Origin of the sequence: Ruegeria sp. HKCCD6157, from assembly GCF_013110685.1 — a bacterium.
Taxonomy (GTDB): Bacteria; Pseudomonadota; Alphaproteobacteria; order Rhodobacterales; family Rhodobacteraceae; genus Ruegeria.
In genome coordinates, this window is record NZ_WVRB01000001.1 from 986099 (window position 1) to 999773 (window position 13675).

General features: G+C 57.9%; 16 protein-coding genes. 8 read left to right on the forward strand and 8 right to left on the reverse strand.

Annotated elements, in window-relative coordinates; translation table 11 throughout:
• Nucleotide 1: 1 nt before the first annotated feature.
• Entirely contained in the window at nucleotides 2-208 is a 207-nt protein-coding gene (locus tag GS612_RS04585; RefSeq protein WP_152458488.1) for a cold-shock protein, read from the reverse strand.
• 215 nt (nucleotides 209-423) lie between these two features.
• Here GS612_RS04585 and GS612_RS04590 point away from each other — a divergent pair, with 215 nt between their 5' ends.
• Entirely contained in the window at nucleotides 424-741 is a 318-nt protein-coding gene (locus tag GS612_RS04590; RefSeq protein WP_171231370.1) for an ArsC/Spx/MgsR family protein, read from the forward strand.
• 40 nt (nucleotides 742-781) lie between these two features.
• Nucleotides 782-1150 (forward strand): hypothetical protein, encoded by a 369-nt coding sequence (locus GS612_RS04595; RefSeq protein ID WP_171639217.1) that lies wholly within the window; start codon nucleotides 782-784, stop codon nucleotides 1148-1150.
• Nucleotide 1151: 1 nt separating this feature from the next.
• On the opposite strand, the gene GS612_RS04600 is transcribed toward GS612_RS04595, so the two are convergent.
• From GS612_RS04600 to thrS, 5 genes are all read right to left on the reverse strand, one after another.
• Nucleotides 1152-1670, reverse strand: coding sequence for a DoxX family protein (locus GS612_RS04600; RefSeq protein WP_171639218.1), 519 nt, complete (start codon nucleotides 1668-1670; stop codon nucleotides 1152-1154).
• Nucleotides 1667-2428, reverse strand: a complete 762-nt coding sequence (locus GS612_RS04605) for a DNA-binding domain-containing protein (RefSeq protein ID WP_171639219.1) — start codon at nucleotides 2426-2428, stop codon at nucleotides 1667-1669. Before GS612_RS04605 ends, GS612_RS04600 begins: the two co-directional genes overlap by 4 nt.
• The gene (locus GS612_RS04610; protein WP_171639220.1) at nucleotides 2425-3282 is read right to left on the reverse strand and encodes a DUF692 family multinuclear iron-containing protein; all 858 of its coding nucleotides are present in this window, start codon (nucleotides 3280-3282) and stop codon (nucleotides 2425-2427) included. Before GS612_RS04610 ends, GS612_RS04605 begins: the two co-directional genes overlap by 4 nt.
• Nucleotides 3283-3353: 71 nt before the next feature.
• Nucleotides 3354-3656: a DUF2282 domain-containing protein gene (locus GS612_RS04615; protein WP_152458482.1), complete on the reverse strand. Its 303-nt coding sequence runs from the start codon at nucleotides 3654-3656 to the stop codon at nucleotides 3354-3356.
• Nucleotides 3657-3877: 221 nt separating this feature from the next.
• On the reverse strand, nucleotides 3878-5836 hold the full coding sequence (thrS, locus tag GS612_RS04620; protein ID WP_171639221.1) for a threonine--tRNA ligase: 1959 nt from the start codon (nucleotides 5834-5836) through the stop codon (nucleotides 3878-3880).
• A gap of 193 nt (nucleotides 5837-6029) precedes the next feature.
• Between thrS and GS612_RS04625 the strand changes: the two genes are divergently transcribed.
• The 4 genes from GS612_RS04625 (at nucleotide 6030) to GS612_RS04640 (ending at nucleotide 9236) form a co-directional block, all read left to right on the forward strand.
• Entirely contained in the window at nucleotides 6030-6779 is a 750-nt protein-coding gene (locus tag GS612_RS04625; protein WP_171639222.1) for an alpha/beta fold hydrolase, read from the forward strand.
• Nucleotides 6779-7771 carry a carboxylesterase gene (locus GS612_RS04630; protein WP_171639223.1) on the forward strand — a complete coding sequence of 331 codons (993 nt, stop codon included), beginning with the start codon at nucleotides 6779-6781 and terminating at the stop codon, nucleotides 7769-7771. The genes GS612_RS04625 and GS612_RS04630 overlap by 1 nt, the downstream gene beginning before the upstream one ends.
• A gap of 49 nt (nucleotides 7772-7820) precedes the next feature.
• Nucleotides 7821-8435, forward strand: coding sequence for a hypothetical protein (locus GS612_RS04635; protein WP_171116493.1), 615 nt, complete (start codon nucleotides 7821-7823; stop codon nucleotides 8433-8435).
• An 84-nt stretch (nucleotides 8436-8519) separates the two neighbouring features.
• Nucleotides 8520-9236 carry an alpha/beta fold hydrolase gene (locus GS612_RS04640; protein ID WP_171639224.1) on the forward strand — a complete coding sequence of 239 codons (717 nt, stop codon included), beginning with the start codon at nucleotides 8520-8522 and terminating at the stop codon, nucleotides 9234-9236.
• Here GS612_RS04640 and GS612_RS04645 read toward each other — a convergent pair.
• Both GS612_RS04645 and phaZ read right to left on the reverse strand, forming a co-directional pair.
• Complete coding sequence (locus tag GS612_RS04645; RefSeq protein WP_253286098.1) at nucleotides 9227-9820, reverse strand: DUF6151 family protein; 594 nt, start codon at nucleotides 9818-9820, stop codon at nucleotides 9227-9229. The genes GS612_RS04640 and GS612_RS04645 overlap by 10 nt on opposite strands.
• Entirely contained in the window at nucleotides 9820-11091 is a 1272-nt protein-coding gene (gene phaZ / locus GS612_RS04650; RefSeq protein WP_171639225.1) for a polyhydroxyalkanoate depolymerase, read from the reverse strand. Before phaZ ends, GS612_RS04645 begins: the two co-directional genes overlap by 1 nt.
• A gap of 111 nt (nucleotides 11092-11202) precedes the next feature.
• On the opposite strand from phaZ, the gene GS612_RS04655 reads away from it, so the two are divergent.
• Nucleotides 11203-13005 carry an alpha/beta hydrolase gene (locus GS612_RS04655; protein WP_171639226.1) on the forward strand — a complete coding sequence of 601 codons (1803 nt, stop codon included), beginning with the start codon at nucleotides 11203-11205 and terminating at the stop codon, nucleotides 13003-13005.
• 130 nt (nucleotides 13006-13135) lie between these two features.
• A complete protein-coding gene (locus GS612_RS04660; protein WP_152458475.1) occupies nucleotides 13136-13582 on the forward strand; it encodes a phasin family protein in 447 nt (148 codons plus the stop codon).
• Nucleotides 13583-13675: the final 93 nt, after the last annotated feature.

The following is a 13675-nucleotide window of genomic DNA, read 5'->3' on the forward strand; positions in this document are numbered from 1 at the left end:
GTTACAACGGCTTCAATTCCGCAGCCATTTGTCGGCCGTCGCGTCCGTCCTGCAACTCGTACGAGACTTTCTGATTGTCTGCGAGTCCGGTGAGGCCGGACCGTTCTACGGCCGAGATATGTACAAACACATCTTTGCCCCCTTCATCAGGGGCAATAAAACCATAACCTTTAGTGGTATTGAACCATTTCACGGTGCCGGTTGGCATGTCCCGTGTCTCCTTCTACTTGCGCATTGTCCCACAAATTGGTGGGGGCTGTGGTCAGCGTCACCACAAAAAAAGACTGTTTGGCACTTTCTGAACAGTCCGTTTCGTGTGTTTCGCCTTTTTCAACATTGCACGGTGAAGTAAAAAATCAAGAATAACCGCCTGAAACTGGCAAGTTTGCCTAAAATGCAATCAAATGCAGGAGCAGTAAAAACATGCGCCTTTATGGATTGAAAACCTGTGACACCTGTCGCAAAGCATTGAAAACATTGCCAGACGCAGAGTTCGTGGATGTCCGCAGCGACGGCATGCCGGATGCTGTGCTGTCGCAGGCTCTTGCTGACTTCGGCGACGCTTTGCTCAACACCAGGTCAACGACATGGCGCGGATTGGACGACAACCAGCGCGCGAAAGCACCTTTGGAGCTTTTGAAACAGCATCCCACCCTGATGAAGCGCCCGTTGTTCGAGAAAGGCGGAGAGCTGTTTCTTGGCTGGACTGCGGAAACACGCGCGCAGCTTGGTATTTCTTAAGGAATGCTTATGTGCCTGCAAGCAACAGTGAGGACGTTAAATGCGTAATGCCGCCATGATCTTGGGCGTTATTGCCGGGCTGATCGGGATGATCGTCGGGTTTTTCGGGTATGCGAAGGTGGTTGTCATCGATCACGTCGGCGAGATAGACGGCGTTCTGAGGCAGGTGGACAACCCTGACGTGATTCAGGCTGTTTCAATCATTGCGCCTTTGTTGGCCATTGCCGGGGGCGCGATGGCGCCCGCGCGCGCCCTTGTTGCAGGGATCCTGCTGCTGATTTCAGCGGCGGCGATGTATTACGCATTCGGATTTGGTGTGTTCACCATGTTCCCGATCGCGTTTGCCGGGGTTGCCGGGGTGCTTGGGCTGGCAGCAGGTAAGCCGGACCAGCCCAAAGCGCATTTCTAGGTCATTTCAGACGCAGGATCCGATCAAGTGAGATGGGGCCTGCACCGTTGATTACGATCACCAGCATCAAGAACGTCCACATCGTGCGCTGATCCATAATGGATGGCGCCGCGTCGAACAGGCTGCCCAGTTTCACGCCATGGCCGGTGACATCGACCAGGGTCTGCACCCAGATGAAACCGATCATACCCAAGGCCGCCAGACGGGTGAACAGACCGACCAGCAGCAGCGCGGGAAGAACGAATTCTGCAACCGTGCCAAAAAAAATGACGACCCGTTGAAAGAACGTCATTTGGGATACGTCGTAAAGGACGGCTTCGGCGGCTTTGGGGAAAATCTGACCGAAGGCACCGGCCGAAGGTGAAAAGATCGAGCCGTCGATCTTCAGCATCGCCGAGTTCCAGTAATAGACCAGAAGAACCGCGACAAAGACCAGTCGCGCCAGCGTGGGTGTAAGCCAGTTGGACGCCAGGTCCACTTTTCCCAGAACAATGTTGTGAAGTGAGATCAGGGCAGTCATGTCTCCAGCCTTTCGATAGTCACAGAAGTTATTGCACCGCCCTGCAAAAGCAGTGCCAGAGTGGTTCCAAGGTCAAATTCCGGCTGCGCCGCAGCGGTTTTTTCAAATGCTTCGCCGATCATGTCGCCGCCTTGCATATGGGCGATCCAATCGGCGCCGCCAGCGGGCAGCAACAGGGCAACCGGGTCGAATTCCGGGCGCGTGATCAAAACATCCTCGGCGCGCGCATCGGGTTTCGGCGCGTCGGTTTCGGTGTTGAAACGCCAGATCGCGTGAATGGGCCAGTCCGAGCGCACCACCCGCATGGCCGGGGCAAAACGCAGCCGGGCTCGCATGACCTGTTCGGGGTCTGCGGCCAGCGCGTCTGCCGGGGCGGGTTGGCTGTCGGCGGCGTGGTGTGAGTGGCGCAACGCAAGTTCCAGCCGCGCCACATCCGGCAGGTAACCAAGATGGGCAAGCTGCTGCATTCCGGCCAGGAATTCGGGAAAGGCTTCACCATAGAACATCATCAACGGTGATGATGGCGGGTGCTGGCGCAGAAATATCCCGGCCAGCCCGTCCATGTTCTGTGGCCCCAGCAACTTGGTGATGACTGGGAACGCCTGATGCATCGCTTCGGTCAAGGACACGGCGACATTGTTGCGATAGACGCTGAACCGACGACCGGCTGGCTGCGCCTGGGCGTCAAGCAAACCTTCGGGGACAGGGGCTGACGCATCCATCATGGCCGCGCGAAATTCGGATTGCGAAACGCTCATGCCGGGATCCGTTCAAGGGCGGTCTGCGCGCGAACGGCCTCTTCCCGCAAAATGGACCAGTCCGGTACGTCGGTGTCCCACTCGATCAGGACGGGTTTCGGCCCCGTGCGTTCCAGCACGTAATCCAACAGCGCCCAAACCGGGTCGACCACTTCACGCCCGTGGCTGTCGATCAGCAGCGGATGGCCGTGATCGTCTTCATCCTCGTCATGGCCGCCAAGGTGAATTTCCCCCACTTTTTCAAGTGGGTAGGCATCGATGTAACCCTGAGGAGAAAAGTCCAGATTGGTGGCAGAGACAAAGACGTTATTGACATCCAGCAACAAGCCACATCCGGTGCGACGTGCAATTTCGCGCAGAAAGTCCGGCTCGGACCAGGTGCTTTCTTCAAAGGCCAAATAGCTTGAGGGGTTTTCCAACAGCATCTGCCGTCCGACGGTGTCCTGAACCTGATCGATATGATCGCAAACGCGCGCCAGTGTTGCGTCGGTATAGGGCAAGGGCAGCAGGTCGTTGTAGAAATGGGTGTCATGTGTGGACCAGGCCAGGTGTTCGGAAAAGCTGGCGGGATTCAGCCAGCCCACCAGATGTTTCAGCCGGGCCAGGTGATCAGGGTCCAGCGCGCCTTCGCCGCCGATGGACAGGCCGACGCCATGGACCGAGATCGGGAATTGTTCGGAAAGGTGGCGCAGCTGCGCCAGAGGCCGCCCGCCGTCGCCCATGTAGTTCTCGGCATGGATTTCCAACCATGCGACGGGCTGTGCGTGTTCAAGTATCTGAGCGAAGTGTTGCGGCTTGTAACCAACGCCCGGCGCTGCGGGCAGACGGTTCGACCGGTGGGCATTATCCAGCATGGGTCAGTTCCTTGATCACGAAAGGGAAGGGGCGGGCGATGGTGCCCGCCCCTGAATTCGTCAGGCCGTTCTTATGCGGGCAGATCGCGATCCAGGGCTTCCAGCGAGCCTTTGCGCGGGGTGCCGTCTGCCTGTGCGGGCAGTTCGATATCCGCGCAGGTGCCTGCGTCAACCAGGGTCCATGCGTTGCCCTGATAATCAACGGTCGAGGTGCCCGCGCAGGTGGTGCCGGGGCCCGCGGCGCAGTCGTTCTGACCGGCCAGCGATACGCCATAGCATTTTTCCTTTGCCTGAGCGGATGCAGTGGTTGCGGCGCCCGATACGGCGGCTGCGACTGCGGTTGCGATAACCAGGGACTTGGCTGTGTTCGACATCTCGGTAATCCTCTTGATGACTGGGTATGTCTGCTTGTGACAATGACAAAGGTAGTAGCTTGATAGACAGAGTTGAATTCACGAGCCCGTGTCTCACAAGCACGTCAAAGGGCGGCTTGCCCTCTTGCAGCGTAATGCATTGTTTTTGATGAAGAAAGAGCGAATTGTTTCAACCTGGCCCCAATTCGGGGGCCAGATTCCCAGCAATATGCTGCCGATTGTTACAGCAAATCCGGCGGGGTGGCTGCCTGCGACAGCTCGTTTGTTACAACGACAAGCGGTTGTACCTGCGTCTGTTTTTCGCCCAGACGCCGGACACTGACGGTGCGGTCTTCAACTTCGCGATGGCCGACGGCCAGAATGACCGGAACTTTGCCGACCGAGTGTTCACGAACCTTGTAGTTGATCTTTTCGTTGCGAATGTCGGCTTCGGCCCGCACACCGGCGGCGCGCAGCGTTTCGACCACTTCGGCGACATAGCCATCCGCATCGGAGGTGATGGACGCAACCACGACCTGACGCGGCGCAAGCCAGAAGGGCAGCTTGCCGGCGTGTTCTTCGATCAGGATACCGATGAAACGCTCGAACGAGCCCAGCGTCGCGCGATGCAGCATGACGGGGCGGTGCTTGCCGCCGTCAGCGCCGATATAGGTGGCATCAAGGCGTTCGGGCAGCACGAAGTCAACCTGGTGCGTGCCGCATTGCCAATCGCGACCGATCGCATCCGTCAGAACAAATTCCAGCTTGGGACCATAAAAGGCGCCTTCACCGGGGTTGAGCTCCGGCTCGATCCCGGCAGCACGTGTCGCGCTGAGCAACGCGGCTTCAGCCTTGTCCCAGACTTCATCCGACCCCGACCGTTTCTCGGGGCGATCCGAGAATTTGACCGAGAAGTTCTCGAATCCCAGATCCTTGTAGATCCGGGACAGGAACCGGATGAACTCTGCGGTTTCTGACTCGATCTGGTCTTCGGTGCAGAAGATGTGCCCATCGTCCTGGGTAAAGCCGCGCACACGCATGATACCGTGCAGCGCACCTGACGGCTCATAGCGGTTGCAAGACCCGAACTCGGCCATGCGCAGCGGCAGGTCGCGATAGGATTTCAGGCCCTGATTGAAAATCTGCACATGACAGGGGCAGTTCATCGGCTTGAGCGCGTTGATCGCCTTTTCGCGGGCATGTTCCTCGTCCACTTCGACGATGAACATGTTTTCCTGATACTTGTCCCAATGGCCCGATGCTTCCCACAGTTTGCGGTCTACAACCTGCGGCGTATTGACCTCGACATAGCCGCCGTTGCGCTGCTGGCGGCGCATGTAGTCCTGCAACTGGGTGTAGATCGTCCAGCCGTTGGGGTGCCAGAAAATCTGGCCGGGGGCCTCTTCCTGCATGTGGAACAGGTCCATCTCGCGGCCCAGCTTGCGGTGGTCGCGCTTGGCGGCCTCTTCCAGCATATGCAGGTGCGCTTTCAGCTTTTCCTTTCCGGTGAAGGCCACACCATAGATACGCTGCAACATCGCACGGTCGCTGTCGCCACGCCAATAGGCGCCGGCGATGGACATCAGCTTGAACGCATCCCCCGGAACCTGCCCGGTATGTTGCAGGTGCGGACCTCGGCACAGATCCTGCCAATGGCCGTGCCAGTACATGCGCAGCGGTTCGTCGCCGGGAATAGCCTCGATCAGCTCGACCTTGTAGGGCTCGTTGTTGGCCTTGTAGAACTCGATCGCGCGCTCGCGGTCCCAGACCTCGGTGGTGACGGGATCACGCTTGTTGATGATCTCTTTCATCTTTTTCTCGATGAGGCCGAGATCTTCCGGCGTGAACGGCTCTTCGCGGTCGAAGTCATAATACCAGCCGTTTTCGATGACGGGGCCGATGGTGACCTTGGTGGCGGGCCAGATTTCCTGAACCGCGCGCGCCATGATATGGGCCAGATCGTGGCGGATCAGCTCATTGGCCTGGGCCTCATCCTTCATGGTGTGGATGGCGATCTGCGCGTCGGATTCGATGGGCCATTGCAGGTCCCAGTGCTGGCCGTCAACGGTGGCCGAGATGGCCTTTTTGGCCAGCGAGGTTGAGATGTCGGCAGCCACCTGCGCGGGCGTGACGCCTGTGGCGTAGGTGCGTGCATTGCCATCGGGAAAGGTGAGAGAGACGGATTGAGAATCCAGGGCCATATCGGCTCTCCTCGTCGGTTTGGCGCCCACTGAACGCCCGGTTGCGGGTTATGTGTGTTCGGCCCATGTGGCAGGTGCAACAATTACTGTCAAGTGTCGCAAGGTGCGTAGCTGACGCAACGGGAAATCGAATTCCGGAATTGCGACCATCGTGCTGCCGTGCATGATGTTGCCTAACGAGAAAGAGGATTTCATGGCAGCGACGGATTTTCTGGAGACGCCGCAGGGGCGGCGACTGGCTTATCACAAGACCGAAGGGGCAGGACCGACCATCGTTTTTCTGGGCGGGCTCAAATCGGACATGGAAGGCACCAAGGCCGTGCATCTGGAAGCCTGGGTACAGGCGCGGGGGCAATCGTTCTTGCGGTTCGATTATTCCGGCCACGGCGAAAGCTCGGGCGCGTTCACCGAGGGCTGTATCGGTGACTGGCATCAGGACACATTGGCTGCGGTAAAGGCATTGACGGACGGACCTTTGATCGTGGTTGGCTCATCAATGGGGGGATGGCAGGCATTGCTGCTGGCCAAAGTCATGCCCGAGCGAATTGCAGGCATGGTGACAATCGCCGCCGCGCCGGATTTCACCGAGGACGGGTATTGGGCTTCGTTCAGCGACGAACAAAAAGCTGCGCTGGACACTGTCGGCCATGTCGAGCTGCCGTCCGACTATATGGAACCCTATGTCATCACCAAGCGCATGATCGAAGACGGACGCCAGAATTTGGTTTTGCGGGGCGCTCTGGATCTGCCGTTCCCGGTTCGTTTCCTGCAAGGCACCGCAGACACGGCCGTTTCGACCGAAACAGCCGTGCGGCTTCTGGAACATGCTGCGGGCCCTGACATGCGGCTGCTGTTGGTCAAGGGGGCCGATCATCGCTTTTCGGACGAGAAGTGCCTGCGTCTGATCGAGACCGCGGTTCTTGACGTGTTGGGAGAAGCCTGATGCGGCGCTTTGGTTGGTTTCTGGGGCGCGCTCTTCTGGCGCTGGTTGTTCTTGGCGGCCTGGTCTTCTGGTTCGGCCCGCGCGAGGAAGTGAACCTGCACCCGACCTTTGACTCTCGAAAATTTGGTGAAGGTGTTCAGGTTTATTTTGAAAGCACCGAGTCTGCCTATGATGACATCGTTCCGGGTGTCGAAAAGCGCGTGATCTGGCAGGACGGATACAAGGAACAGCGCACGCCGTATTCTGTTCTGTACATCCACGGTTTTTCAGCAAGTTCCGAGGAAATCCGCCCCGTGCCTGATCTGGTGGCTGACGCTTTGGGCGCCAATCTGGTCTACACCCGGCTGCAAGGTCACGGTCGGGATGGGCCGGCAATGGCCGAGGGTACGGCCTCGGGCTGGATGCAGGATACCGCAGAAGGGCTGGCAGCGGCGCGCGCGGTCGGGGAAAAGGTGATCGTCATGTCCACCTCGACCGGAGGAACGCTGGCGGCGGCCGCTGCGTTGGATGCCGACCTCAGCCAGGATGTGGTCGGCATGGTTTTTGTTTCGCCGAACTTTGGTGTGAATACCGTCGCGGCGTGGGTGCCTTCGTTGCCTTGGGCAAGAAGCTGGTTGCCCGTTCTCATGGGGAAAGAACGCGATGTGTCAGGGCCGGACCCAGAGAAGAACAGGTACTGGACGTCGGTCTACCCGTGGGAAGCCGTCGTGCCGATGTCCGTGCTGGTGGATACGGTCTATGCGCTGGATTTCTCTGAGGCCCTGATACCCGCCTTGTTCTGGTTTTCGGATGATGATCAGGTTGTGCGGCCGCACCGGACGCACAAGGTTGCCGAGGCCTGGGGCACTCCGGCAACGGTCGAGCTGGTGACGATGGGGCCGGGTGACGATCCGTCTTCACATGTTATCGCGGGGCGGTTGATGTCGCCGGGTCAAACCGATGCCGCCGTTGCTGGCATTCTGGAGTGGCTGAAGGGCTTGGGGGTGGAATAAACCCTGATTGATCGGATAAAAAGGATGCAAGATGCGTAAGCCGGGCAGCATGTGGAGCCTTGAGACCCTGGGTCGTGTCCGCTTGTCCCGGCATTTCTTCATGCGCGATTTTCTGTATTCGGAAATCGGCAACTTCCACCAAAAGCAGAATATTCCGGACAACCCGGATCTGGCGATCGAAACAGGTCGCGCGTTTTGCGAAACCCTTCTTGACCCTTTGGAAGAGACATTTGGCCGGGTCGCGGTCAGGTCGGGTTATCGTTCATCGTCCTTGAACCGGTTTGGCAATGAAAACAAGCTGAACTGCGCCCGAAACGATCACCCGCTGGAATGCCACATCTGGGATCGCGGGGAAGGGGATGCGCGGATTGCCGGGGCATCCATCGTTATCCCGTGGTTCGCGGATCAATATGCGCAGGGCAGGGACTGGCGGGATCTGGCGTGGTGGATGCACGATCATCTGGAGTATTCCGAAATCTGGTTCTTCCCCAAGCTCTGTGCGTTCAATCTTGTGTGGCGGCCCAGGCCGCATCGCCGGATCGACAGCTATATTGCTCCGCGTGGGTGTCTGTTGAGGCCGGGCGCTGAACCCGGTGAAGACCTTGCGACGCGGCAAGCCCGTTACGCCGATTTTCCGGCATTTCGCGCCATCGCCTACCCGTGAAGTTTTCCTTGCCCGGCTGCGGCAAAACTCTCATCCTGACAACAACTGGAAGGACTCGGAAAACCGAGCAGATGGAGCCCCCGCGTGAACGAACCGCTGGTGTTGTTGCCTGGGTTGATGTGTGATGCCCGGCTGTTTCGACCTCAGATCGAGGTGTTGTCACGGTCGCGGCCCGTCACTGTTGCGCCTGTTTCCGGAGGCGAGCGAATTGAAGAGATCGCCTCGGGGCTGTTGGATCAGCTTCCACATCGGTTTGCATTGGCGGGCCTGAGCATGGGCGGTGTGGTGGGGCTGGAACTGATCCGGCGGGCACCGGAACGGGTGACGCGCCTGTGCCTGATGTCGACGGACGCACAGGCGGACACACCTCAGATCGCGGCCAGTCGCGAGGACCTGATCATTGGTGCCCTGGGTGGGCGGCTGGAAGAGGTCATGCGCCAACTGGTCGGCACCGATACTTTGGCGCCGGGGCCCAGGCGAGTCCCGATTCTGAATGATCTTTTGGCAATGGCGAATGATCTGGGCGCCGAAGCTTTTGTGCGCCAAATGCGTGCCTTGCAGCGCCGACCCGACCAACAGGGATCGTTGCGCCGCATCAAAGTCCCCACTTTGATCATGTGCGGTGCCCATGACACGCTGACCCCGGTCAAACGGCATTCTTTCATGTCCGACCTGATACCGGAGGCCGCGTTGGAGATCGTTGAAAACGCCGGACATCTTCTGCCGCTTGAAGCGCCCGATGCCGTGAACAAAGCCTTGGAAACCTGGCTGAATATCCCGCAAAGGTTTGTCTACGGGTAAAGCGCCGCGCGTTCGTCTTTCGAAATGACATTCGGTACGACCGCAGGATCGCCGGTCTCGGGGTCGAAGAACGGCGTATTCTTCCAGCGTCCTGACAGGCGCGAATGCAGGGCGCGGCGCAAAAGGCCAAACGCCGCAAACCTGACCTTTTCGTGTTTTTGTTTTCCATCGGGTCGAGGGACAAACCCACGGGTCGTGACCGGACCCAATGCGGAAACGTCACCGGTAATCCTGCCGACGATAAACCCTGCAAAGGGCAAACGGGCAGTCCGTGGCGTCGTCGCCAGCGGAGCGTTGCAGCAGCTGGCATACCATCGCAGCATACCATTTGGGCTGAGCTTCATGGCCGAAAGGAATTGGCCTCCGGCGGTGATTTCGATTTCATCCGGTGCCATCTGGAAGATGTCCACCGGGCCTGGGGCCGGGTCGGGCTGCCCGAAATACAGCTGCGCCGCGCGGCAGTCATGACAAAAACACTCGACATGGGTTCCAAGCCGAACGCCCCGGTCCGAGATTTGACCCTTCAACTGGCCGCAGGTGCAGGAAAAGGCAAGGCCACCATGTGCCGGCCCGCCCATGTTCATCAGGCGACCTTGTTGGTGTTCGCTGCGCGGCGAGGTTTCTTGCGGCTGTTTTCGTTCATAAAATCAATCACAAGCGGGCGAATGTTGTCACGCCAGCTGCGGCCCGCGAAAATGCCGTAATGGCCCGCGCCGGGTTCTACGTGGCTGGCCTTTTTGCTGTCCGGCAAGCCGGTGCACAGGTCCAGAGCAGCAATACATTGACCGGGCGCCGAGATATCGTCATTCGCACCTTCGACCGATTTCACGGCAACATCGGTAATCTTGCCGATATCCACCTTGTGGCCGGCGACAACAAATTCGTTGCGTGCGATCTCGCGGTTTTTGAAGACGCGTTCGACCGTCGACAGATAGAACTCGGCCGTCATGTCCATCACCGCAAGATATTCGTCATAGAAACGGTTATGGGCATCCAGATCCGAGGCTTCGTTGCGGATAACACGCTGAATTTGATCGGAAAACGCCTTGGAGTGGCGATCGGCGTTCATCGACATGAACGAGGCCAGTTGCAGCAGGCCGGGATAGACCATACGCCCGACACCTTTGTACTTGAATCCGACCCGTTGAATCATGGTTTCTTCCAGCTGACCCATCGTCACACGGCGTCCAAAGTCGGTAACGTCGGTCGGGGTCGCGTCCGGGTCGACCGGCCCGCCAATCAGTGTCAGGGTACTGGGTTGAGCCTTGGGTTCGACCTCCGCCAGATAGGCGGTGGCCGCCAATGTCAGCGGGGCAGGTTGACAAACCGCCACGACATGCGTGTCCGGCCCCAGTTCCTTCATGAAATCTACAAGGTAGAGCGTGTAGTCTTCGACATCGAACTTGCCGGCAGACACGGGAATATCGCGCGCATTATGCCAATCGGTGATGTAAACTTCGCAATTGACCAGCAGGCTTTTGACAGTCGAACGCAGCAGCGTGGCGTAATGGCCGGACATGGGCGCAACCAGCAGGACCTTGCGCGGTTGTTCTTCCCGGCCGTTGACACGGAAATGAACCAGATCGCCAAAGGGGCGTTCCAGAACGGTGGTGATCTCGACCAGATGGTCCTTTCCGTCCTCGCAGGTGAAGGTTCGAATGCCCCAGTCAGGTTTGACGACCATTCGCTGGAAGGTACGTTCGGTGACTTCGCCCCAGGCAGCCATCCAGCTGAACGCCGGGTTGGGTGTCATGGAAAACAGGGGGTAGGACGCCATCGCACTTGCGGTTGCACCAAGCCACTGGTTGGTGTTTCGCATGGACTCCATCAAGTCGTAGGTCATCATGTAGCGCATAAATGGAGCCTCCTGAGTGTCAGCCTGAGAGTTCGGACCATTCGTCGCTTTGCCCCCCAGCGCCCACGACGTTATTCTGCATGGCAGCGAGGTTAGGGTGGAATTGTTAAAATGACAACAAGTGAAGACCAAATGCCGGACGTGTCCGAAGAACATATTGAACGCATTAAAGAAAATATGGAAAAGGTCGAGCAGCTCTCGAAGCGCCTGGTCGAGATCATGGCGTCAAAAAAGTCGCACACCCCCGCGCTGGACGGCCCGAATCAAGAGCTTTTCGCACGAGCAGCAACGGCGTATTGGGCCGAGGCATGGCAAAATCCCGCCAAGTTGTTGGAGCAACAGATAGAATTCTGGGGCAAGTCGGTTCTCAACTTTGCCGAAGCGCAGAAAGCGCTGACGACAGGTGAGGTGGAAACCGAGGAAACCAAGCCCGGTGACAAGCGGTTCTCCAATCCCCTTTGGGAGACAAACCCTTATTTCCGACTGATCCGGCAGCAATACCTGACGAACGCGGAAGCGATTGCGCAGGCTGTCTCGTCGGTCGATGATCTGGATGCCAAGGACAAACGACGCCTACAGTATTTCTCGCAGCAGATCATCGACATGATGGCGCCCACGAATTTTCTGGCGACCAACCCGGATGCCCTGCAAAAAGCGGTCGAGACCGAAGGTCAGTCGCTGATCAAAGGGTTGGAGAACCTTGTTTCAGACCTTGAGGCCAATGATGGCGAGTTGGTCGTCAAACTGGCGGATGAAAGCGCGTTCGAGGTTGGTGGAAACCTGGCGACGACGCCGGGCGAGGTCATATATCGCAACCGCATGATGGAGCTGATCCAGTACAAGCCGGTGACGGAAACGGTTTATGAGACGCCCATCGTTCTGTTCCCGCCCTGGATCAACAAGTTCTATATTCTGGATCTGAAAGCCCAGAACAGCATGATCAAATGGATCACCGAACAGGGCTATACCCTGTTTGTCGTAAGCTGGGTGAACCCGGATGAAAGCTATGCCGAAACCGGCATGGAAGACTATATTCAGGACGGTTTCCTGACCGCAATCGAAACGGCCAAGAAGATCTGCAAGGTCAAACAGGTCAACGCTGTGGGTTATTGCATCGCGGGCACGACGCTGAGCCTGACGTTGTCCTTGCTGAAACAGCGTGGCGACAAATCGGTCAAATCCGCAACGCTGTTCACGGCCCTGACGGATTTTTCCGATCAGGGTGAGTTTACGCCATTCCTGCAAAACGACTTCATCGACGGAATCGAAGAGGAAGTAAAAAAAGAGGGCGTTCTGCGGTCTTGGATCATGGCGCGCACAATGTCATTTCTGCGATCACGCGACCTGGTTTATGGTCCGGCCATTCGCAGCTACATGATGGGGGAAGTGCCTCCGGCCTTTGATCTGCTTTACTGGAACGGCGATGGTGCAAACCTGCCAGCAAAAATGGCCGTGGAATATCTGCGAGGCCTCTGCCAGCGCAACGAGTTCGCGACCGACGGTTTCGAGTTGATGGGGCACAAGCTGAAACTCGAAGACGTGGATGTGCCGCTGATGGCCATAACCTGCGAAACCGACCACATCGCGGCATGGAAAGACTGTTACCGCGGCGTGCAGAAAATGGGCTCGCGGTCCAAAACCTTCGTGGTTTCAGAGTCGGGTCATATTGCGGGTATCGTGAACCCGCCCAGCAAGAAGAAATATGGCCACTACACCAACCCGGATATGAAGTCGGACGCCAGCACCTGGCTGAAGGAAGCCGATTTTCACGAGGGGTCCTGGTGGCCCATGTGGGACGCGTGGTTGAAGAAGCGCTCCGGCAAGCAGGTTCCGGCCCGTGAGCCGGGTGATTCGAAGCACCCGAGCCTTGCATCCGCACCCGGGACTTATGTTGTGGCGAAACCAAACGCCTGATTTCATTTTGAAACTTAAAAATTCTGCGTCGCAGCAAGAAAAAACTTGCAATGCTGCGGTGCAGCAATCATATTGTCCTCAAGCTGATGAAACCCGGGGTGGGCCCGGACCGGCTAAAAGGATTAGGACAATGGCAAAGACCCAAGACTTTACCGCGATCATGAAAGACATGATGGGTGCATTTCCGGTGGACACCACCGCAATGGAAGGCGCATTCAAATCGACCGCTTCGCTGAACGAGAAGCTGTCGGGCGTTGCCCTGGACGCTGCTGAGAAATCGGCCGAGATCTCGAACAAATGGACCAAGGACACCCTGGCCAAGCTGAGCGAGATGTCGAAAGCCAAGGCAGAGCCTGCTGACTACGCAAAAGCCGCAACCGACTTCGCAAGCGCGTCGGCTGAAGTTGCAGCTGAAAATCTGGCCGCTTTCGCTGAAATCGCGAAAAAAGTTCAGACCGAAACCGTCGAGCTGCTGATGGCTGCCGGCAAAGACGCCGCGGAAGAAGCAACCGCTGCCGTCAAAAAGGCGACCAACGAGGTCACCACCGCAGCCAAGAAAGCTGCAGCTGCAAAGTAAGAAACGTCCGCGAAGCGCACCCAACCCTCCCATTGGGTGCAATCGCGTTGGGCAGGTCCATTGACCTGCCCTTTCTTTTTGTGCTGCACTCGC